This is a genomic window from Streptomyces sp. NPDC111656, assembly GCF_055656965.1.
This window is the reverse complement of the sequence record NZ_JBVKCA010000002.1, coordinates 290555-312407: the sequence shown is the minus strand read 5'-3', so window position 1 is coordinate 312407 and position 21853 is coordinate 290555. Positions and strand designations below refer to the sequence as shown.

The following is a 21853-nucleotide window of genomic DNA, read 5'->3' as shown; positions in this document are numbered from 1 at the left end:
CCCCCCTGACCCCGGCGACCGGCCTTGGTGACACAGCGCCCCCACCCCGTTCACCGACATCGACGAGGCGCCGCTGCTTTCCTCCACCGTGATCGACCGGACGGGCCCTTGCCGGGCCGTTGGTTTCGCGGGGGTAGGCTTCGCCCCCGGGGACCGTCATATGGACAGGGGTTGCGCTGAGCGAGGCCGCTCTGCCGCGCCCGTCCGATCCGCACGGAGGGGCTGACAACACGTGAACCTGCGGGACAACCTGCGCCGGCTGCTGCTCAGGTTCTACACACGCAGGGTGGAGGGCCACCTCGACCACGACCAGGTGCCCAAGCACATCGGCGTCATCATGGACGGCAACCGACGCTGGGCGAAGGCGGCGGGCAGCACGGCCGCCCAGGGGCACCGTGCCGGTGCCGACAAGATCGAGGAGTTCCTCGGCTGGTGCTCGGAGACCGACGTCGAGGTCGTCACCCTCTGGCTGCTGTCGACGGACAACTTCGACCGCCCCGAGGAGGAGCTCGTCCCCCTGCTCGGCATCATCGAGGGCGTCGTACGCACCCTCGCCGCCGACGGCCGCTGGCGCGTGCACCACGTGGGCACGCCGGACATCCTGCCCTCCCAGATGCAGACCGCACTGAAGGAGGCCGAGGAGGCCACCGCGCACGTCGACGGGATAGTGGTCAACGTCGCCATCGGCTACGGCGGCCGCCAGGAGATCGCCGACGCGGTGCGCTCCATGCTCCTCGACGCCGCCGACAAGGGCTCCTCGATCGAGGACGTCGCCGAGTCGGTGGACATCGACCTCATCGGCAAGCACCTCTATACGAGTGCCCAGCCCGACCCCGACCTGGTGATCCGCACCAGCGGCGAGCAGCGGCTGTCCGGATTCATGCTGTGGCAGACCGCCCACTCGGAGTACTACTTCTGCGAAGTCTTCTGGCCGGCGTTCCGCAAGGTCGACTTCCTGCGCGCCCTGCGCGACTACGCGGCGCGACACCGCCGCTACGGAGGCTGACCCAGGGGGGTGCGAGGGGTGCGCGTCATCCGGAGTTAACGAACGCGTGGTCACATGCTCTTGCATGGCCGCGCATGTTCGAGGGCATAAGCCATGCAGGTCGACGCCCGAACCACGGGTGTCGTATCTCAGCGGACGGCACGGGGCCGTCCGCCCGGGAGGCCCTTTGCACCAGCCCGACCGTGCGGTCAGTACGGACGAGACGGAGGGCCGGTCTCCGGCCCGCGCAATGCGGCCAGGACCGGTCCAGCTCCTCTCCGTCGCTCCCCGACCTCATCCGAGGGGGTACGTCCTTCCGTGGTGACCAGCACAAAGCGTCGTATGCCAGACCGGCGCACCTATGTTCTCGACACCAGCGTCCTGCTGGCCGACCCGAACGCCCTGAGCCGCTTCGACGAGCACGAGGTCGTGCTTCCGATCGTCGTGGTGACGGAACTGGAGGCCAAGAGGCACCATCCGGAACTCGGCTACTTCGCCCGGCAGGCCCTGCGCCTGCTCGACGAATTCCGGGTGCGGTTCGGCCGCCTCGACGCCCCCATCCCGATCGGGGAACTCGGTGGGACCGTACGCGTCGAGCTCAACCACTCGGACCCCAGCGTCCTGCCCAGCGGGTACCGCCTGGGGGACAACGACTCCCGCATCCTCGCGGTCGCCCGCAACCTGCAGGCCGAGGGGTACGACGTCACCGTCGTCTCGAAGGACCTGCCGCTCAGGATCAAGGCCTCGTCCGTCGGTCTCCTCGCCGAGGAGTACCGCGCGGAACTGGCCATCACGGGCTCCTCCGGCTGGACCGGAATGTCCGAACTGACCCTGTCCGGCGAGCAGGTGGACATCCTCTTCGAGGAGGGACACGCGTACGTCCCCGAAGCGGCCGACCTGCCGGTGCACACCGGTCTGACGATCCAGTCGGAGCGCGGCAAGGCCCTCGGCCGAGTCACCTCCGAGGGCAACGTCCGGCTGGTGCGCGGCGATCGGGAGGCCTTCGGCATCAAGGGTCGCAGCGCCGAGCAGCGCATCGCGCTCGATCTGCTGCTCGACCCGGACATCGGGATCCTGTCGATGGGCGGCCGGGCCGGCACCGGCAAGTCCGCGCTCGCGCTCTGCGCGGGTCTGGAGGCCGTGCTCGAGCGGCGCCAGCACCAGAAGGTGATGGTCTTCCGGCCGCTGTACGCGGTGGGCGGGCAGGAGCTCGGCTATCTGCCCGGCTCCGAGGCCGAGAAGATGGGCCCCTGGGCGCAGGCGGTCTTCGACACGCTGTCGGCGGTCACCTCGCGCGATGTGATCGAGGAGGTCACCGCGCGCGGCATGCTGGAGGTCCTGCCGCTCACCCACATCCGCGGCCGCTCCCTGCACGACGCCTTCGTGATCGTGGACGAGGCCCAGTCACTGGAACGGAACGTGCTGCTGACCGTTCTGTCCCGCATCGGCGCCAACTCGCGGGTGGTTCTCACCCATGACGTGGCACAGCGGGACAATCTGCGCGTCGGCCGCTACGACGGTGTGGTCGCCGTCGTGGAGAAGCTGAAGGGTCATCCGCTCTTCGCGCACGTGACGCTGAACCGCTCCGAGAGGTCCCAGATCGCGGCGCTTGTGACCGAAATGCTGGAGGACGGACAGATCTGACCCGCCTGGTTCCATCTGGCACCACTTGACCCGGTTGGTCAAAACGTGGTGGATGCACGGTAGTTGACGCCGCCCGGCAAAAGGCGAAGAGCCTAGCCGGGCGGCGTCTTCGTGCGCGCTTGTTTCCGCAAAACTCCTGGGGCAAACGGGGTGTGAGCTTTCACACGCAACGGGGAATTGCCTCGCGGCGTCGGGTTACGGCAGAGTCTCAGTCCTGTCAGGCCCCGCATACGACACACGTGTACCCCCAGCGGTACCGCACCTCAGGAACACCAGAACTCCATAGAGTCGTCGTATGCCGCCCGCGCACCACGCGGCGCTTCCGTCAAGGGAGTTGCCCACCGGGCCCGTGCCTCCCGTGACCCCGCAGTTGGGAGGCCAGTGTTCAGGGGCACGATTGCGTCCGCGAGGGTCACCTAAGCGGGCGATGCTGGAAGGAAACCGTGTGAGCCGGATTTCGGTCCGGGGACTCGCAGTGGCCTCGGCCACCGCGGTCACCGCTGTCGGAGCCGTGAGTGGTGTTGCCTCGGGCAGCACTGGCCAGCCGTCTATCGACGCTGAGGCGACGGCGAGTGACTCGACCCTCCTCGCGGACATACCTGCGGGCCAGCAGGCCCAGGTGCAGACCGCGTCCCTGACGCAGCAGGCCGACGCACAGGCCATCGCCGCGGACGCGAGCGCCAAGAAGGACGCGGAGGAGGCTGCCCGCAAGCAGGCGGCCAAGGACGCGGTCGCGAAGCAGAAGGCCGCGGCGGACGCCAAGAAGCGGAAGGAAGCCGCGGAAGCGGCCAGCCGCTCGGAGACGCGTGCCGCCGTCAGCCTGGCCCCGCAGTCCTCGTACACCGTCGCCGAGGTCCAGGCCCTCGCGCGCCAGATCATCCCCAGCGGTCAGTTCCAGTGCTTCAGCAACATCGTGGACCACGAGTCCACCTGGAACTACAGGGCGCAGAACCCCTCTTCCGGCGCCTACGGTCTCGTGCAGTCGCTGCCCGGCAGCAAGATGGCGTCCGTCGGTGCCGACTGGCAGACCAACCCGGCCACGCAGATCAAGTGGGGCCTCAACTACATGAACGACCGCTACGGCAGCCCCTGCGGCGCCTGGTCGTACTGGCAGGCCCACGGTAACTACTGAGCCGTCGTCACCTTCGGCCGCTCAACCTTTCGAAGCCCCTCCCCGTCCTAGGGTGAGGGGCTTCGGCCATGTACGGTCGGAACCGACGACTCCAGGGGGGAGTGGTGGGGAGTAGCGGGGGAAAAGGACGGATCATGTCGAGAGTGCCAGGGTTGCTCGGTCGGCTCGGCGCCGGGCTGACCGAGCTGGGTGCGCGGTTGGACGAGCGCCGCGCCGAGGTGGAGAAGGAGTCGGGGGGCTCGCTCGACCTGATCGACGAGACCGACGACCGGTCGCCGCGCGGCGCCACGACGACGGTACGGACGGACGCGAAGCCTTCCGCGCCCCCTGTCGACGCCGCTCCCGAAGCCACCCCCGAACGTGCACCCGGATCCGATTCCGAGTCGGAGCCCTCCGCCGTTTCCGCCCCCGCTTCCGTCCCCCACTACTCCCGTGGGCCGGAGACGGACACCCGGCCCGATCCCGTCCTGGCCGTGCCGTGGGGCGTACGGGTCGCGGCCGAGGCCGGCTGGCGGCTGCTCGTTCTCGCGGGCACGCTCTGGGTGTTGATGCGGGTGATCAGCGCCGTACAGCTGGTCGTGCTGGCCTTCGTCGCCGCGCTGCTCATCACCGCGCTCCTTCAGCCCACCGTGGCGCGCCTGAAGAGGGTGGGATTCCCCAGGGGCCTCGCCACCGCGCTCACCGCGATCCTCGGCTTCGTCATCATGGGGCTGGTCGGCTGGTTCGTGGTCTGGCAGGTCCAGGAGAACATCGACAACCTCTCGAACCAGATCCAGGACGGCATCGACGAGTTGCGCAAGTGGCTCCTCAACAGCCCGTTCCATGTGACGGACAAGCAGATCAACGAGATCGCCAAGAACCTGCGGGAGGCGATCGGCGCGAACACGGACCAGATCACGTCGGCGGGGCTGGAGGGCGTGACGGTCATAGTGGAAGCCCTGACCGGCATCCTCCTGACGATGTTCTCGACGCTCTTCCTTCTCTACGACGGCAAGCGGATCTGGGAGTGGACGCTGAAGCTGGTGCCGGCGGCGGCGCGACCGGGGGTGGCCGGGGCGGGGCCCCGTGCGTGGCGGACCCTGACGGCCTATGTGCGCGGCACGGTGATAGTGGCTCTGATCGACGCGATCTTCATCGGCCTCGGCATCTACTTCCTGAACGTCCCCATGGCCGTGCCCCTCGCCGTCTTCATCTTCCTCTTCGCGTTCATTCCGCTGGTGGGCGCGGTGGTGTCGGGGGCGTTGGCGGTGGTGGTCGCGGTGGTGACGCAGGGTGTGTTCACCGCGCTGATGACGCTGCTCGTCGTGCTCGCGGTCCAGCAGATCGAGGGCCACATCCTCCAGCCGTTCATTCTGGGGCGGGCCGTGCGGGTGCATCCGCTGGCGGTGGTGCTGTCCGTCGCGGCGGGTGGGCTGGTCGCCGGGATCGGCGGGGCCGTGGTGGCGGTGCCGCTGGTGGCGGTCACCAACACGGTGGTGGGATACCTGCGTTCGTACTCCCGCGAGCCGGCACTCCGGCACGCGCCGGAGCCGCGGGGCGCCACAGCGCTGGATGTGGCCCCGGTACGCCCCCCATCTCCGTGACGATTCCACCCCACCCCGGACGGGTCCTTCGTCCGCGGGCGGGTGGGGGCTGATCGCGCAGTTCCCCGCGCCCCTGGGGCGGGGCTTCGCCCCGCATCCCCGGCCGCTCGGGTTCGTTTGTCCGCGGGCGGGTGGGGGCTGATCGCGCAGTTCCCCGCGCCCCTGGGGCGGGGCTTCGCCCCGCATCCCCGGCCGCTCGGGTTCGTTTGTCCGCGGGCGGGTGGGGGCTGATCGCGCAGTTCCCCGCGCCCCTACGGCAGGGCTTCGCCCCGCATCCCCGCCCACCCGGATCCGTTTGGCTGCGGGTGAGTGGGGGCTTGGCGCGCAGTTCCCCGCGCCCCTGGGGCACGGGGCTGCGCCCCGGCGCCCCAGGCTTTTAGGGGCGCGGGGAACTGCGCGACCAGCCCCCACCGGGCCCGCAGTCGAAGAACCCACCCGGGGTCTGGGGGCGGAGCCCCCGGGGAAAGCCGCGGCCCCGTCCACCCGGCCAGGGTGAACGGGGCCTGAGAGAAGACGCGGAGGTTACTCCGCGAGAACGGCTTCGGCGTCCAGGGTCGTGGCGACCGCCTGGATCACGGAAGCGATCTTGAACGCCTCCTGGATCGTCTCCCGGTCGACGCCCGCCTTGCGGAGCACCTGCTCATGGGAGTCAAGACACTGACCGCAGCCGTTCACCGCGGACACCGCCAACGACCACAGCTCGAAGTCGACCTTCTCGACACCGGGGTTGCCGATGACGTTCATCCGCAGACCGGCCCGCAGGGTCCCGTACTCGGGGTCCGACAGCAGGTGCCGCGTGCGGTAGAAGACGTTGTTCATCGCCATGATCGCGGCAGCCGACTTGGCGGCGGTGTACGCCTCCGGCGACAGCTGAGCCTTCGCCTCCGGCTCCAGCTCCCGCAGCACCCGCGGCGACCGCGCCGCGATCGCGCACGCCAGCACCGTCCCCCACAGCTGCTGCTGCGGAAGGTCCGAGTTGCCGATGACCGAGCCGAGGTTGAGACGCAGGTCCTTCGCGTAGTCCGGCAGGGCGGACTTCAGTTCGTCGAGGGACATGGAGGGTTACTCACCCGCCAGGAGCGCCACCGGGTCGAGGGTGTTCTCGCCCTTGGTCCAGTTGCACGGGCAGAGCTCGTCCGTCTGGAGCGCGTCGAGGACCCGGAGGACCTCCTTGGGGTTACGGCCGACGGAACCGGCGGTCACCATGGAGAACTGGATCTCGTTGTTCTGGTCGACGATGAACACCGCACGCTTGGCGAAGCCGTCCTCGCCCTCGATGCCGAGGTCCCGCATGAGCTCGTGCTTCGAGTCCGCCATCATCGGGAAGGGCAGGTCACGCAGGTCGTCGTGGTCCTTGCGCCAGGCGTGGTGCACGAACTCGGAGTCGCCGGAGAAGCCGAGCACCTGAGCGTCACGGTCGGCGAACTCGTCGTTCAGCTTGCCGAAGGCCGCGATCTCGGTCGGGCACACGAAGGTGAAGTCCTTGGGCCATGCGAAGATCACCTTCCACTGACCCTCGTAGGTCTTGTGGTTGATCTGCTGGAACTCCTCGCCCTTCTCCAGCGAGACACAGGCGGTCAGATCGAACTCGGGGAACTTGTCACCGACAGTGAGCACACGCTCTCCTTGCAGCGAGGAAAAACCCTTTTTGGGGGCGTTTCCCAGGGGTTGGACGAACTTGATGTTGGCACACGCTGCATTGATTACGGAAATAGCTACACTCGGTCGTGTTGATTGACTGAAACTATCAGTGACTATGAGTAAGAGGTACGGCCATGGCCAGCCCGATGGGCAACGCAAGCTCCAAGGGGAACGGGCGCCGTCAGCCGAGCCTCGCCCAGCTGCGCGCCTTCGCCGCCGTGGCCGAGCACCTGCACTTCCGTGACGCGGCCGCCGCGATCGGCATGAGCCAGCCCGCGCTGTCGGGCGCGGTATCCGTCCTGGAGGAGACACTCGGCGTGACCCTCCTGGAGCGTACGACCCGCAAGGTGCTGCTCTCACCCGCCGGCGCGCGTCTCGCCGTACGCGCGAAGGCGGTACTGGCCGAGGTCGGCGCGCTCATGGAGGAGGCGGAGGCGGTACGGGCGCCGTTCACCGGGGCGCTGCGCCTCGGCGTCATCCCCACCGTCGCGCCCTACCTCCTGCCCACCGTCCTCAACCTGGTCCACGACCGCTACCCGGACCTCGACCTCCAGGTCCACGAGGAGCAGACGGCCAACCTCCTCGACGGGCTGACCTCCGGCCGTCTCGACCTGCTGCTGCTCGCCGTCCCCCTCGGTGTGCCCGGCATGACCGAACTCCCGCTGTTCGACGAGGACTTCGTGCTCGTAACCCCCCTCGACCACTCGCTCGGCGGCCGGGAGGGAATCCCCCGCGAAGCCCTGCGCGAGCTCAACCTGCTCCTGCTCGACGAGGGGCACTGCCTGCGCGACCAGGCCCTCGACATCTGCCGCGAGGCGGGCCGGGAGGACGCGCCGGTCACCACCACGGCCGCGGGCCTGTCCACCCTGGTCCAGCTCGTCGCCGGCGGCCTCGGCTGCACCCTGCTGCCGCGCACCGCCGTCAAGGTCGAGACGACCCGCAGCAACCAGCTCCTCACCGGCTACTTCGCGGACCCGGCGCCGACCCGGCGGATCGCGCTGGCGATGCGCGCCGGGGCCGCGCGCGGCGGCGAGTACGAAGAACTGGCCGCAGCGCTCCGGGAAGCGCTGCGACCCCTGCCGGTACGGGTGTGGGGCCGGGACGCCTGAGCGCCCCGGCCCACGGGCCCCGTCACTCGGTGCGCAGGCCGTCCGGACGCATCAGCCGCAGCAGCGGTGGCAGGCTGAGTGCGGTCACCAGCAGGACGACTCCCGCGCCGATGCCGGTCATCGACAGCAGGCTCGGCCAGTCCACGCGCACCGAGACGCTCGTCATCTTCTGCAGGACCACGCCCAGGGTCACGCCGACCACGGAAGCGAGCAACAGACCCAGCGCGATCGGGATCGCCGTCTGCCAGAGCACCGACAGGCTCAGCGTGCGGCGTCGAGTGCCGAAGGCGACCAGGACGGAGAGCAGTTTCTTTCGCTCGCGCAGCTGTTCCAGCTGGGAGACCAGCAGGCTCGCGCCGATCAGGAACAGGACGCAGGCCGCGCCGACGGACAGGCCGGTGCGGATGGAGGTGTAGCGGTTGTCCTGCTCGGTCGACGCCCAGGTCCAGGCGTGGGCCAGCGGGCTGACTTTCGCCGTGGTGTTGCGAACGAGATCGTAGACGTCCGGTGTCGACTGGTCGATCTGCAGGTAGGCGTCGCCCTCGATCGCCTGTGCGGCCCCGGCCGGCAGCGCGCTCGGGGTGAACAGGATGCCGCCGCCCAGACCGTTCGTCGCGTCCGTGCGGACCCGGGCTTCCTTGATGTCCTGCGGTACGGTCCAGGCGGCCTGCCTGCCCCTGAAGCTCTCGTCGTAGGAGGGGTCGATGTAGAGGGTTCGGCCGGGCTTGCCGAGCTTCGCCGCGTCCAGGTCGCTGTCGGGGCCCTTGACGAGGAAGACGTCGCCGTCGCGGCACGTCTTCAGAGTGGCCACCTCGCGCAGCGACGCGCAGTTGCCGACGGTCACGCTCGTGGCCGTATTGGGGTTCCGCTTCTTGTCGCCCAGCGAACCGGTGCCGATCGCGGTGACCTGTCGCACGCCCTTGGTCCGCGCGAACTGCTCGCGGGCCTGGTCGAGCGGGACGTCGTACGGGAGGCGGACCTGCATCTGTGCCCGCTCGAGGTCGTTCGACGTGTCCTTGGTGTAGTCGCCCTCGACCCCGGCGAACAGCATCTGCAGGGCGATGGCGCCGGCCACCGCGACCGCGATGCCGTTGACCATGCGGGCCGCCGTCCCGCTGCTCAACTGGAGTCTGCGGATGGCGAGTTGCCAGGACACCGAGCCGGATCCGAGCCGGGCGACGACCGTTTCGACGATCCAGGGCAGCAGCGCCGTGACGCCGATCAGGAGCAGCAGGACACCGCCGATCACCAGGTACTGGTTGAAGTTTCCGCTGGTGTTGCCCTTGCCGATCATCGGGTAGAGCATCGCGAGTCCGCCGATCGGCAGCAGCAGTCGCCACCACAGCCGGCGCCGCGCGGGCTTGGCCGCACGGACCACTCCGAGCGGCTCGATGACGACCCCGCGCAGTGCGAGCAGGGTGACGAGGACCGCGGCCGCGGGCACCGCGACGGCGACCAGGGCGGCCAGTGCGGGCGTGGGGTTCAGATAGCTCGGGAACACGCTCTTGCCGAAGATCTCGACGGATCCCGCCAGTTGACGGGCCAGCAGGAAGAAGACCGTGCCGAAGGCGAGCCCGAGGACGGCGCCCGAGAGGGCCTCGCCCGCGGCGATCCGCCGGGTCATCCGGCTGTCGGAGCCGACCAGGCGCAGTGCCGCGAGCCGCCGGTCGCGCCGCTCGCCGCCGAAGCGCACGGCCGCGGCGATGAAGACACCGACCGGCAGCAGCAGCACCACGAAGACGACGATGATCAGGAGGAGGAGTACCGGGTCCAGTTCGTCGGGCGGTCCGAGGGGCTCCCCGAAGTGGTCGATACGGGTCACTCTGGAGCCGTCGATCCTCGGGGCGAGGTTGTCGGCGCCCGCGTAGAAGCTGAGTTCGCTCGCGCCGACGAGACCGGGCTCCCCGATGGTGCCGATGGTGCGGTAGGGCAGCCGCTCGCGCAGCAGTTTCCCGCTGTCGGACTTCAGCAGGTCCGCCAGCGCGGGGGAGACCACCATCTCGCCCGGCGCCGGGATCTTCTTCACCCCCGGCGGCAGCGGCGCCCGGGCCCCCTCGGGTTGCACCTCGCGTCCGCGGATGTCCTTGTCGCGGTAGGTGTCGTCGACGGCCGCGACGAGAAGGGTCCGATCGGACGCCTTGGGTATGCCCACATCGGTGAACGTGATGTCCGTACGGGCCTTCTCGCGGTCGCTGCGGGCCTGGATCGCACTCGGCAGCGCCGTGGTGAGCAGCAGCAGCGCGACGCCGAGCCCGACCCCGACGGCCGTGAGGACCGCACGCATCCAGCCCTCGCGTCCGCCGGTGAAGGCGAACTTGGCGCCCATGGCCAGGTCTCTGGACCACTGCCGGACGTTGGGAGCCGCGCTCATACGATCCGCTCCATGTCTCGGGACTTTCCGTCGCGTACGACGATCTCGCGGTCCGAGTAGGCGGCCACCCGTGCCTCGTGCGTGACGAGGACGACGGCGGCGTTGGTCGAGCGGGCCGCCTCGGTGAGCAGATCCATCACGCGTTCGCCGTTGAAGGAGTCGAGTGCTCCGGTGGGCTCGTCCGCGAAGAGTACGCGCGGGCTGGTGACCAGTGCCCGGGCCACGGCGACCCGCTGTCCCTGGCCGCCGGATATCTCGCCCGGGCGCTTGCCCTTGAGGTCGTCGACCTCCAGACGTTCCATCCAGGACAGGGCGGTTCGCTCGGCGTCCTTGCGCCCGGTGCCGTTGAGGCGCAGCGGGAGGGCGACGTTCTCGACGCAGGTCAGTTCGGGAACGAGCTGCCCGAACTGGAACACGAACCCGAACTCGCTGCGCCGCAGCGCGCTGCGCTGGGCGTCGTTCATGGTCGCCATTTCCTGGCCGTTGTAGACGATGGACCCGGAGTCCGGTGTCACGATGCCGGCCAGGCAGTGCAGGAGGGTCGACTTGCCGGAGCCGGAGGGGCCCATCACGGCGACGACCTCGCCCGGGTGGATGGAGAACTCGGCGCCGTCGAGGGCGTTGGTGGGGCCGTACGCCTTGCGCAGGTCGTGGGCCGTGAGCAGGGAGCCTGCGGGGGTCATCGGGTTACCGCCTCGGCGAGTTTTTCGAGGCGCGCGGCGGTGAGTTCCAGCCACCGCAGGTCGGCCTCCAGATGGAAGAGGGCGTGGTCGCAGATCAGCTGGTCGGCGAGGTCGCCCTTGCGCTTGCGGTCCGTCAGGATGCGCATCATCCGCAGGTGCTCGGATCGCTGCGTGTCGAGGATCTCGGACGCGTCGCGGTGGGTGAGCAGCGCGAGGACGACCTTCGTGTAGAGGGTCGACTGCAGATACGGCTCGGGCTTCTCCGGCGTCGCGAGCCACTGCTGGACGTCGGTGATCCCGGCGTCGGTGATCGCGTACCGCTTCCGCTCCGGGCCGCCGCCCGCCTCTATCCCGTCGACCTCGACGAGTCCGTGCTTGAGCAGCCGCGACATCGTCGAGTAGACCTGGCCGTAGTGCAGCGGCCGGTCGTGACCGAACTTCTCGTCGAAGGCCCGCTTCAGGTCGTAACCGTGGCGGGGCCCGGACTCCAGGAGTCCTAGGAGGGTGTGACCGATGGACATGTCGAGCACTCTACACACGGCGTATACACGGCACGTATACACGCCGCGAATAGATCATGGTGGACCCTGCGTCCGTGCAGGTCACGCCCGATTGTCACGGTTCCGTCACCACGATTCCCTCGCCCCCGCCGCCCCTACCCGTCCCATCCCTGGGGGCTGCGCCCCCAGCCCCCCGCATCGGCCTGAACGGCCTCGTCCTCAAACGCCGGACGGGCTGAAAGGTGCGGCCCGAGGCGGGTGGGCGAACGGCCTCCGTCCTCGCCCTGGAACACCGGGCGATCCGAAGCTTTCAAGGACGCGAGGAACGGCGCGACCGGCCCCCACCGACCCGCAGCCGACGAGCGACCTCCGGCCTCCAGGGGCGCGGGGAACGGCGCGATCAGCCCCCACCGGCCTGCAGGCGATGGGCGACCTCCGGCTTTGAGGGGCGCGGGGAACGGCGCGATCAGCCCCCACCGGCCTGCAGGCGATGGGCGACCTCCGGCTTTGAGGGGCGCGGGGAGCGGCGCGACCAGCCACCCACCCACCCACCCACCCGCACGCAGCAGACAGGCGGACGCGGCGGGGAGAGGGGCCCGGCGGTGACTACTCCTCCGTCGCGTCCGTCGTGGGAGCGGACGGTCGACCCCGTCGTGGAATCGGCCCCGCCCCACCCGGCAACCGCCCCGCCTCCGCGAGCGCCCGCCGCAACAGATACTCGATCTGCGCATTGGCCGAGCGCAGCTCATCCGTCGCCCACCGGGCCAGCGCTTCATGGACAAGCGGATCCAGCCGCAGCAGAACCTGCTTACGCGGCTGCGGCTGCCGCGGCTGTGGCCGACGCTCGGGGACCGAACCCTCGGAGGGATCCGTCACTGGTAGAGGGACCCCGTGTTCAGGACGGGCTGCGGAGCCCGGTCACCGCACAACACCACCAACAGGTTCGACACCATCGCCGCCTTCCGCTCGGGGTCCAGCTCCACAATGTCCCGCTCGGCGATCCGGGCGAGCGCGGCCTCGACCATCCCGACCGCCCCGTCCACGATCTCCCGCCGCGCCGCGACCACCGCCCCGGCCTGCTGGCGCTGAAGCATCGCGGAGGCGATCTCGGGAGCGTACGCGAGATGCGTGAAGCGCGACTCGATGATCGAGACCCCGGCCGCCTCCACGCGCGCGTGCAGTTCGACGGCGAGCTTCTCGGTGATCTCCTCGGCGTTGCCGCGCAGCGAGAGACCGTCCGCGTCGTGGGCGTCGTAGGGGTACTCGATCGCGATGTGCCGTACGGCAGCCTCGGTCTGTGTGGCGACGAACTCCAGGAAGTCGTCGACCTCGAAGGTGGCCTGCGCGGTGTCCTCGACCCTCCAGACCACGACCGCCGCGAGCTCTATCGGGTTGCCGTAGGCGTCGTTGACCTTGAGGACGGCGGTCTCGTGGTTGCGGACCCGGGTCGAGATCTTGGTGCGGGAGGTGAGGGGGTTCACCCAGCGCAGCCCGTCCTGGCGGACCGTCCCCCGGTACCGCCCGAAGAGCTGGACGACCCGCGCCTCACCGGGCGCCACCGTGTTCAGCCCGCACATCGCGATGAACGCGGCGAGGCCGATCAGGATGCCGGGGACGATCAGCGCGGCCTTGGCCCCGCCGGCGTCGACCGTCGTGGCGGCCGCGATCGCGCCGGCGCCGAGCAGCAGCCCGACCAGGCCGAACAGCAGCGCGAGCCCGCCGCCGATGCTGTGCGCGACGAACTCCCGTACCCGCGGATCGGGCATCCGCGGGATCTCCGCGAGAGCCGAGGCGTCGCCGGGAGTCGAGTCGCCGGCGGTCGAGCCGTTGGGAGTGGAGTCGTGTTCCGGCATGGGTGCCCCCCGTTGTCGTACGTACGGCGGAAGCCCGTATGGCCCCCGCCCGTCCATGGCCATCCAGGCCTATCTAAGTGATATCACTTTACCCGGCACGACAACCTTCCACCCCTCCCGCACGTCGATTGAGATGGGGCGGATGCGATGTCCTGAGTGGTACGTGCTGATTGTCACGTCCGCAAAAGACCGGATCGGCAGCCCTTTGTCATAGCGCGTGGTGTTAGTTTGCTGAGCTGACCTCAGCGGCGAACCTGTGTGACGCGCGAACACGAACGCGACACCCGAGCGCGTGAGTGAACGCGGCAGGACACGCGTACAAGAGAGCGCGACACGAGAGCGAGCGGAGCGGACGCAGCCATGGGACGAGCGGAAGAGAGACGAGCGCGGCAGCACGGTGGCCGCCGCGCGGCGGCCATGCCCTCGTCCGGAGGAAAGCCACGCCGCACCGGCATACGCCGGTTCGTGAACTGGAAGACGATCCTCGGCACCTTCCTGGGATTCTGTCTGCTCGGCATGGGCGCCTTCGTCGTGCTCTACATGGTGGTGTCCATACCCCAGGGCAACGCGGCCGCCACGCAGCAGAGCAACATCTACAAGTACAGCGACGGCAGCACGCTCGCCCGAACCGGCAAGGTCAACCGCGAGATCGTCGGCCTGGACAAGGTGCCCAAGGACGTCCAGAAGGCCTTCGTCGCCGCGGAGAACAAGTCCTTCTACAAGGACGCCGGCGTGGACCTCAAGGGCACGGCCCGCGGTCTGATCAACACCCTGTCCGGCAAGGGCAAGCAGGGTGGCTCGACGATCACCCAGCAGTACGTCAAGAACTACTACCTCACCCAGGACCAGACCGTCACGCGCAAGCTGAAGGAACTGGTCATCTCGCTGAAGCTGGACCGTCAGCAGTCCAAGGACGACATCCTCGCGGGCTACATCAACACCAGCTACTACGGCCGCAACTCCTACGGCATCCAGGCGGCGGCCCAGGCGTACTACGGCAAGGACGCGAGCGACCTCACGGTCGAGCAGGGCGCGTACCTCGCCTCGCTGCTCCAGGCCCCGAGCCAGTACGACTGGGGTGTCGCCACGGACACCGGCAAGCGGCTGGTCACGGCCCGCTGGAACTACACCCTCAACAACATGGTCGAGGAGGGCTGGCTGCCCGCCGCCAAGCGCGCGACCGCGAAGTTCCCGGTCCCGCAGGACCCCAAGGGCGTGCCCGGCATGGAGGGCCAGACCGGATACCTGGTGGACTCGGCCAACAGCGCGCTGGCCAACCGGCTCGTGGCCCAGGGGGCCGCCGCCAACTACGAAGACGCCAAGGCGCTGGTCGACGCGGGTGGCTGGACGATCACGCTCAACATCGACAAGAAGAAGCAGACGCAGCTGGAAGTCGCCGTCAAGACGAAGCTCACCGGCAAGCTGGACGCCAAGAAGCGCAAGGTCGACGGTGATGTCGAGGCCGGTGCTGCGTCCGTCGACCCCAAGACCGGCAAGGTCGTGGCGATGTACGGCGGCGAGGACTACTTCAAGCACTACGTGAACAACGCGACGCGCCGCGACTATCAGCCCGCCTCCACCTTCAAGCCGCTGATCTTCGCGGCGGCCCTGGACGAGCAGGCCAAGACGCAGGACGGCCAGGACATCACGGCGGACACGGTCTACGACGGCACCAGCGGTCGCTCCGTCGAGGGCAGCAGCATCGGCTTCGCGCCGCCCAACGAGGACGACCAGGACTACGGCGACGTCACCGTCCAGACCGCGATGAACAAGTCCATCAACTCCGTCTTCGCGCAGATGGGCGTCGACGTCGGCATGGACGAGGTCCTCAAGGTCGCCGGCAAGCTCGGCATGGACACCAAGGGCGTGCAGGCGGTGCCCGCGCAGACCCTCGGCACCATGGGCGCGAGCCCGCTGGAGATGGCCGGCATCTACGCGACCCTCGACAACCACGGCCGGAAGGTCACCCCGGCCCTCGTCGCCTCGGCCGAGCACAAGGACCGTACGGTCGACTTCCCGAACCCGATCGGCGATCCGGTCATCAGCTCCCAGGCGGCCGACACGGTCACCTCGGTGCTCACCGGCGTGGTCAACGACGGTACGGCCCAGGTCTCGGTGGCTCAGGCGGTCGACCGCAACGACCAGCAGGTCGCCGGCAAGACCGGTACGTCCGACAACAACAAGTCGGCCTGGTTCACCGGGTACACGCCGAACCTGGTCACCTCGGTCGGTCTGTTCGGAGAGGTTCCCAAGGACCGCAAGGACAGCGCCGGCAAGGTGGTCAAGCAGGGTACGCAGGTCTCCCTGAAGGGCGCCGCGGGCGGCGGCCGTGTCAACGGCGGCGGCTTCCCGGCCCAGATATGGGCGGCGTACACCTTCAACGCGATGGGCGGCGTCACCACCTTCGACCTGGACACCACCCAGGGCGCGGCGATGGCGCCCACCACCCCGCCGACGATCAGCGAGACGCCGAGCGAGACGCCGTCGCAGACCCCGACCACCGAGCCGCCGACGAGCGAGCCGCCCACCACCAGCGCGCCGCCGACCCCGACGTCCGAGCCCCCGACCACCCCGGCGACGACGCCCCCGACCACTCCGGCGGAGACCCCGACCGACGAGATCACACCAGAGGACCCGTTCAACCCGAACAACCAGCAGTAACCGTCAAAAAGGCCCGCCAGGGCCGAAGGAGAAGGGCGCCCGGTGACCCACCGGGCGTGGCGTCCGGCCGCTGTCGACTACTACTCGGTGGGCCCTCCCACGTCACGTCCAGACGACGTTGCTCGTACCGTCCGACTCGCGGACCGTCTCGGGACGGATCTCCCTGCCGATCGCCGTGACGACGGGCCGTCCGGTCTCCAGGGATTCGAGTGTCTCCTGGAACATCTCGGACAGGCTCTTCCAGCGCACGACCCCCCACAGTTCCAGATCCTGGTCGATCTCCAGGACGGCGCCGTACGCCGACCCCTCGCGATGGTCCACGATCAGCTGCGTGCCGACGTGCGTACTGCTGAGGGGCACCCATTTCACATGAGCCGTCCGGCCCACGACGAAGTCCGCGTTGTCGTCCTCCTGGCTCCACGCCACGTCCTGCTCCATGTCCCGCCGGCCGAGCAGCATGCGCTCGGCGTCGACCGGATAGTGGCCGCCCGGAATGAAGCCGCCGGGGCCGCTGTGCCGGAAGTGGGTCGATACGCCGTTGTGATGCTCCAGCCACGTCCGGATCTCGGGGACGAGCTGGAACCTGTCCTCGGTGATCGCATCGATTTCCGACGCCGTCGCGGGCGGGTTCAACGTGCTGAAATCATCCGGCGCGTTGACTTCCAGCCACCGGTCGAGACGGTTCAGTACGTTTTGAAGCTGCACGGTTCGTCCTCACGTCCGGATGCTGCCGCCCCTACAACGCCACAAGCGCGTGGCGCCCGAGGTGGAGTCGGATCGATTCCACCTCGGGCGCCACGCACCGCATACCCGGGCGCTCAGCCTCCGTTGACGTCGTGGGCGATCCGATCGCCCAGTTCCTTGTCGATGTTGCGCCAGTACTGCAGGGCGCGGTCCAGGACCGGGCGGGAGACGTCGGCCTTCAGGTGGCCGCTGACGTTCGAGACCAGGCGGCCGCGGGCCGCGTCGTCGAGGACCTGGCGGACCATCGTGCCCGGCTGGCCCCAGTCGTCGTCCTCGCGGTGCAGCTTGTACGCCTCGCGCACCAGCTCGCCCGTGGCCTCCCAGCTCACCGGGTCGCCGAAGCGGGAGAAGTCGGCCGCGGGGCCGCCGTAGGAGTTGGGCGCGTACGGGCGCGCCGCGAGCGACGGCTCGTAGCGCATCGGGCCGTCCTTGGCGTACGAGTTCACCGGGGCGTGCGGGCGGTTCGGCGGCAGCTGGGCGTAGTTCGGGCCGATCCGGTACCGGTGTGTGTCCGGATAGGAGAACAGCCGGCCGAGCAGCATCTTGTCCGGTGAGGGGCCGATGCCCGGCACCAGGTTGGACGGTTCGAAGGCGGCCTGCTCGATGTGGATGAAGTAGTCCTCGGGGTTCCTGTCGAGGGTCATCCGGCCGACGTCGATCAGCGGATAGTCCCCGTGCGGCCAGACCTTGGTCAGGTCGAAGGGGTTGAAACGGTAGTCCGCCGCGTCCTCGAACGGCATGATCTGGACCTTGAGGCTCCAGCTCGGCGCGTTCCCGGACTCGATCGACTCGTACAGGTCCCGGCGGTGCTTGTCCGCGTCCGACCCGGCCAGCTCGTCGGCCTCCGCCTGGGTGAGGAAGTCGATGCCCTGGTCGGTCTTGAAGTGGTACTTCACCCAGAACTTCTCACCGGCGCCGTTGATCCACATGTAGGTGTGGGAGCCGTAGCCGTTCATGTTGCGGTACGTCTTCGGGATGCCCCGGTCGCCCATCAGCCAGGTCACCTGGTGTGCCGACTCGGGCGAGAGGGTCCAGAAGTCCCACTGCATGTCGTTGCTGCGCAGCCCGGTCGCCGGGTGGCGCTTCTGCGAGCGGATGAAGTCCTGGAACTTGATCGTGTCACGGACGAAGAAGACCGGGGTGTTGTTGCCCACCAGGTCGTAGTTGCCCTGCTCGGTGTAGAACTTGAGCGCGAAACCGCGCGGGTCGCGCCAGGTGTCGGGCGACCCCTGTTCGCCGGCCACGGTGGAGAAACGGGCCAGCATTTCGGTGCGTTTGCCCGGCTGGAAAAGGTCGGCCTTGGTGAACTGACTGACATCGTTCGTTACTTCGAAGAACCCGTATGCGCCACTGCCCTTGGCATGCACCACCCGCTCGGGGACCCGCTCCCGGTTGAACTGCGCCATCTTCTCGATGAGGTAGTGGTCCTGGAGCAGGATCGGGCCGTCGGGACCGACGGTCAGCGAGTGTTCGTCGCTCTCCACCGGAATGCCGACGTTGTTCGTGGTGTACGGAGCCTTCTGGGGTGTCTGCGTCACGAGCGTCCTCCCGTCATAAAGAGAGTCTTCAGATCGCTTCGCTCACCTCAGCAGTCAACTCTGCCGACAGGATGTCGGCAACCGGGCCGCCGTGGGGCGAGACGGATCGCGTACCCCTCGGCCCCCGGCCCATTCAGCCCCGGTTCAGTTCGAACCAGACCACCTTTCCGGTGCTCAGGCGCGTGGCGCCCCACCGTCTGGCCAGTTTGTTGACCAGATACAGGCCACGCCCGCCCTCGTCCGTGGCGCGCGCCTGCCGCAGCCTGGGCAGCTGCGGCACGTCGTCGCCCACCTCGCAGCGCAGCACGTCCGTGCGCAGCAGACGGAGGGTGACCGGTCGTGACGCATAGCGCACGGCGTTGGTGACGACCTCGCTGACGAGCAGCTCCACGGAGTCGCTCATGTCCTCCATACCCCAGCGGGACAGCGCCCGGCGGGCCAGACGCCGGGCCCGCCCGGGGGCCGCGTCCTCCGGCTCCAGGTGCCAGTACGCCACATCGCTCGGCGCGATCCCGTCGAAGCGGGCGGCGAGCAGCGCGATGTCGTCGTCCCGGTCGCCCGGACCGAGCATGTCCAGCACCTCGTCGCAGAGCGCTTCCAGTGGTGGCGGATGGTCCGGGCCGGTGAGCTGCGCGGTGGCGGCGAGCTTCTCGCGCAGCTGCTCTATGCCGGTCCACACGTCCCTGAGGCGCGATTCGACCAGGCCGTCCGTGTACAGCAGGAGCGTCGCCCCGGCGGGCGCGTCCAGCTCGACCGCCTCGAAATCCACTCCTCCTACGCCGATGGGGGCGCCCGGCGGCACCCGCAGCACCTCGGCCCGGCCGCCCAGGTGCAGCAGCACCGGCGGCGGATGGCCCGCGTTGGCGATGGTGATCCGGTGCGCGACCGGGTCGTAGACGGCGTACAGGCAGGTCGCCATGCGGTCGGTGCCCAGGCGCTGGGCCTGCTCGTCCAGGTGGTGCAGCACCTCCTGCGGGGGCAGGTCGAGCCCGGCGAGGGTCTGCGCGGTGGTGCGCAGCTGGCCCATGATCGCGGCCGAGGTCATCGAGTGGCCCATGACGTCACCGACGACGAGGGCGACACGGCTGCCCGGCAGCGGGATCGCGTCGTACCAGTCGCCGCCGACCCGGGCGGTCTCCGCGGCCGGCAGATAGCGCGAGGCCAGCCGCACTCCGGTGGGGCGCGGCAGCGTCTCGGGCAGCATGGTGCGCTGCAGCTCGTCGGCGATGTAGGCCTCGCGGCCGTAGAGCACCGCCTTGTCGATGCCGAGCGCGCTGTGCGTGGCGAGCTGGGCCGCGACCAGCAGATCGTCGGTCTCGAACGCCATCCGCTCGGGGCGGCGTACGAAGAGCGCCGCGCCGATCACCCGGCGCCGCCCGCGCAGCGGGGCGAGGATCGCGCGCTGGCCGGTGGGCACGATCAGCTCGTCGCCAAGCAGCTCGGGCAGCGCGGCCCGGGCGGCGGGCGCGTCCGCGAAGACCGGGCGCACGCCGCGCAGCACCTCGGCGAGGGCGCCGCCGGGGCGCACCTCGCACAGCTCGGCCGTCATCGCCGAAAGTTCGTTCGGCTCGGGCCGCAGCGCGGGCATGAAGCCGTTGTCGGTGTCGCGCTCCTCGGGGATCCGGTCGGTGCGCCGCAGTCGCAGCACGAGGGGCCCGGTGGGCCGCTCGTCGCCGACCGGCAGCGGGTCGCGCAGATAGACGAGGATCGCGTCCGAGAAGGTCGGCACGGTGGCCCGGCACAGCCCCATGACGATCTCGTCCAGGTCGATGCCGCGGGCGATCCGCCGGGTCGCCGCGCCCACGAAGCGCAGCCGGTCCCCGTCCCGACGCATCGGCATCGGGCCCGCGTGCGGCAGCCCCTGCCCGGTACGCCGGTCCGTGCCCGTGGAGTTCCCGGACGGCCGGTCGCCCTCCACGCCCGGCTGGGCCGGGATGCCCTCGGGAGCCGGGCGCGGGCGGTGCGCGTCGGGCTCGCTGGCCGAGGGCTGGGAGTGCTCGGGGCCGGGAGAGGCGGGCGGCGGCGTGGACGCGCCGGTGCCCGAGGGCGACGGTGTGTCGGTGCTCGCCGACGCCTGGGTGGCGGACGATCCGTGCTGGCCGTAGGGCGTGCTCGGAGCGGAACCGGTGGGCGCGGCGTCGCCGGTGCGGGCGGGTTGTGCGGGTAAGGCGCCGGGCGCGCGCTGCGGCTCCGGGGTACGCAGGAGCGCCCCGCGGGGGTCCGCGGGGGTGGAGGGCCGGCCGGCGCCGCTCTGGCGGCGCTCGTGCGAGGTGGGGTGCTCCGTCACGCGTGTCGAATCCATCCGTCCGGGGCTGCGCGCCGTGCGTGCAGTTCGTCCCGCAGCCCCGATACCCGGAATGTGTGTCCCGGGAACGGATTCTGCGCGTCGTCAGGACGGGGCCTGCCCGTCGTCGACGTGAACGCCGTCGTCGGGCCGAACGCCCTGTGCGGCCCGGTGGGCCGTCCGCCGACCGTACCGCCGTGGCCCTCGTACCCCTCGCTCACGTCCTGCCGCCCCTCGGTGACGTATGGTCAAGCCCAGCGCATGCTGCGGGAGTTGCTGCTGTGCGCCCTTGCGGAGGACGATCCTACGGTTGTACCACGGGGGCGCATCAAGGGTCTCATGAGGACACGTGCGCGGGCGTACGGTCCCAGTCGTCCGGCAGGGAAGGAACCGGCCAGGCGGGATCCGGGCGCCAGTGCTGCCAGCCGTCCGAGAACGGCGCGCCCCAGGCACGGATCACCTCCACCGCGCAGTGCCCTGCCTGTCTTACCTGTGCGGCCAGTTGAGTATCCATCAATCCGGCCCGTTGCGCCTGTGCGAACTCGTCTTCGTCGAGCCAGTGCCAACTGCGGTCCGAGTGCACGGAGATGTCCAGGAAGTGATCCTCGGAGTCGACCCCGCCCTCCCAACGGGCGAGCGGCGCCTCCAGGTTCACGTACCAGTTCTTGAACCGCCAGCCCGGTTCCCAGAACAGCCACACCGACCAGGGCTCGCCGGGCCGCGCCAGCTTCAGCACCCCGTTGCCGAACCAGCGGCCCCGCTGCACCGTTCGCGCCTTGGTGTAGCGGGACTCCAGCGGTTCTCCGTGCACCGGTGTACCGTCGGCGAGCACGGGCTTCACGCACTCGGTGCCGGGCGCCATCCACACCGCGAGCAGTTCCTCGTCGTCCCGTACGACGGTCACGGGGCGGCAGATGTGGAAGTGCTCACCGGCGTTCTCCCGGTACCGCCACAGAATGTGACTCCCGGGGGCCCAGTACACCGTCGACCCGCCCGCCGCCACTCGCCTCACCGCTCCACCCTCTGCCATGACCAGATATTAGGTGCCACAGGCATACGACGCTGCGGTGCGCGTCACGGTTCGCGTCATGGAGCGAATGACGTAACGAAGGCGTCACCCCATGG

Annotated in this window: 17 protein-coding genes; 6 read left to right on the top strand and 11 right to left on the bottom strand. The window is 69.6% G+C overall.

Annotated elements, in window-relative coordinates; all coding sequences use genetic code 11:
- Positions 1–232 precede the first annotated feature (232 nt).
- The 4 genes from ACZ7M3_RS06930 to ACZ7M3_RS06915 all read left to right on the top strand — a co-directional run bounded on the left by ACZ7M3_RS06930 (position 233) and on the right by ACZ7M3_RS06915 (position 5344).
- A complete protein-coding gene (locus ACZ7M3_RS06930) occupies positions 233–1006 on the top strand; it encodes an isoprenyl transferase (protein WP_472061357.1) in 774 nt (257 codons plus the stop codon).
- Positions 1007–1303: 297 nt separating this feature from the next.
- Positions 1304–2629: a PhoH family protein gene (locus ACZ7M3_RS06925; RefSeq protein ID WP_385382642.1), complete on the top strand. Its 1326-nt coding sequence runs from the start codon at positions 1304–1306 to the stop codon at positions 2627–2629.
- Positions 2630–3074: 445 nt separating this feature from the next.
- Positions 3075–3761 (top strand): aggregation-promoting factor C-terminal-like domain-containing protein, encoded by a 687-nt coding sequence (locus ACZ7M3_RS06920; protein ID WP_435812792.1) that lies wholly within the window; start codon positions 3075–3077, stop codon positions 3759–3761.
- A 134-nt stretch (positions 3762–3895) separates the two neighbouring features.
- Positions 3896–5344: an AI-2E family transporter gene (locus tag ACZ7M3_RS06915; protein ID WP_472061355.1), complete on the top strand. Its 1449-nt coding sequence runs from the start codon at positions 3896–3898 to the stop codon at positions 5342–5344.
- Positions 5345–5866: 522 nt separating this feature from the next.
- Here the strand turns inward: ACZ7M3_RS06915 and ACZ7M3_RS06910 are convergent.
- The gene (locus ACZ7M3_RS06910) at positions 5867–6400 is read right to left on the bottom strand and encodes an alkyl hydroperoxide reductase (protein WP_060894603.1); all 534 of its coding nucleotides are present in this window, start codon (positions 6398–6400) and stop codon (positions 5867–5869) included.
- 6 nt (positions 6401–6406) lie between these two features.
- On the bottom strand, positions 6407–6961 hold the full coding sequence (locus ACZ7M3_RS06905) for a peroxiredoxin (RefSeq protein ID WP_054235005.1): 555 nt from the start codon (positions 6959–6961) through the stop codon (positions 6407–6409).
- A gap of 158 nt (positions 6962–7119) precedes the next feature.
- Between ACZ7M3_RS06905 and ACZ7M3_RS06900 the strand changes: the two genes are divergently transcribed.
- Entirely contained in the window at positions 7120–8094 is a 975-nt protein-coding gene (locus ACZ7M3_RS06900; RefSeq protein WP_472061353.1) for a LysR substrate-binding domain-containing protein, read from the top strand.
- 22 nt (positions 8095–8116) lie between these two features.
- On the opposite strand, the gene ACZ7M3_RS06895 is transcribed toward ACZ7M3_RS06900, so the two are convergent.
- The 5 genes from ACZ7M3_RS06895 to ACZ7M3_RS06875 all read right to left on the bottom strand — a co-directional run bounded on the left by ACZ7M3_RS06895 (position 8117) and on the right by ACZ7M3_RS06875 (position 13414).
- Positions 8117–10465, bottom strand: coding sequence for an ABC transporter permease (locus tag ACZ7M3_RS06895; protein WP_472061351.1), 2349 nt, complete (start codon positions 10463–10465; stop codon positions 8117–8119).
- Positions 10462–11148: an ABC transporter ATP-binding protein gene (locus tag ACZ7M3_RS06890; RefSeq protein ID WP_472061349.1), complete on the bottom strand. Its 687-nt coding sequence runs from the start codon at positions 11146–11148 to the stop codon at positions 10462–10464. Before ACZ7M3_RS06890 ends, ACZ7M3_RS06895 begins: the two co-directional genes overlap by 4 nt.
- The gene (locus ACZ7M3_RS06885) at positions 11145–11669 is read right to left on the bottom strand and encodes a PadR family transcriptional regulator (protein WP_067368291.1); all 525 of its coding nucleotides are present in this window, start codon (positions 11667–11669) and stop codon (positions 11145–11147) included. The genes ACZ7M3_RS06890 and ACZ7M3_RS06885 overlap by 4 nt, the downstream gene beginning before the upstream one ends.
- 585 nt (positions 11670–12254) lie before the next feature.
- Positions 12255–12524 carry a type II toxin-antitoxin system antitoxin gene (locus tag ACZ7M3_RS06880; RefSeq protein WP_472061347.1) on the bottom strand — a complete coding sequence of 90 codons (270 nt, stop codon included), beginning with the start codon at positions 12522–12524 and terminating at the stop codon, positions 12255–12257.
- Positions 12521–13414, bottom strand: coding sequence for an SPFH domain-containing protein (locus tag ACZ7M3_RS06875; protein ID WP_472062165.1), 894 nt, complete (start codon positions 13412–13414; stop codon positions 12521–12523). The genes ACZ7M3_RS06880 and ACZ7M3_RS06875 overlap by 4 nt, the downstream gene beginning before the upstream one ends.
- Positions 13415–13861: 447 nt before the next feature.
- On the opposite strand from ACZ7M3_RS06875, the gene ACZ7M3_RS06870 reads away from it, so the two are divergent.
- On the top strand, positions 13862–16162 hold the full coding sequence (locus tag ACZ7M3_RS06870) for a transglycosylase domain-containing protein (protein ID WP_472061345.1): 2301 nt from the start codon (positions 13862–13864) through the stop codon (positions 16160–16162).
- A 102-nt stretch (positions 16163–16264) separates the two neighbouring features.
- Here ACZ7M3_RS06870 and ACZ7M3_RS06865 read toward each other — a convergent pair whose 3' ends face one another.
- The 4 genes from ACZ7M3_RS06865 to fomD form a co-directional block, all read right to left on the bottom strand.
- Complete coding sequence (locus tag ACZ7M3_RS06865) at positions 16265–16867, bottom strand: SMI1/KNR4 family protein (RefSeq protein WP_472061343.1); 603 nt, start codon at positions 16865–16867, stop codon at positions 16265–16267.
- A 113-nt stretch (positions 16868–16980) separates the two neighbouring features.
- Positions 16981–18444: a catalase gene (locus ACZ7M3_RS06860; RefSeq protein ID WP_472061341.1), complete on the bottom strand. Its 1464-nt coding sequence runs from the start codon at positions 18442–18444 to the stop codon at positions 16981–16983.
- A gap of 133 nt (positions 18445–18577) precedes the next feature.
- Positions 18578–20746, bottom strand: a complete 2169-nt coding sequence (locus ACZ7M3_RS06855) for a SpoIIE family protein phosphatase (RefSeq protein ID WP_472061339.1) — start codon at positions 20744–20746, stop codon at positions 18578–18580.
- A 319-nt stretch (positions 20747–21065) separates the two neighbouring features.
- Positions 21066–21758 (bottom strand): cytidylyl-2-hydroxypropylphosphonate hydrolase, encoded by a 693-nt coding sequence (gene fomD, locus ACZ7M3_RS06850; RefSeq protein WP_452962937.1) that lies wholly within the window; start codon positions 21756–21758, stop codon positions 21066–21068.
- Between the last annotated feature and the right edge of the window lie 95 nt (positions 21759–21853).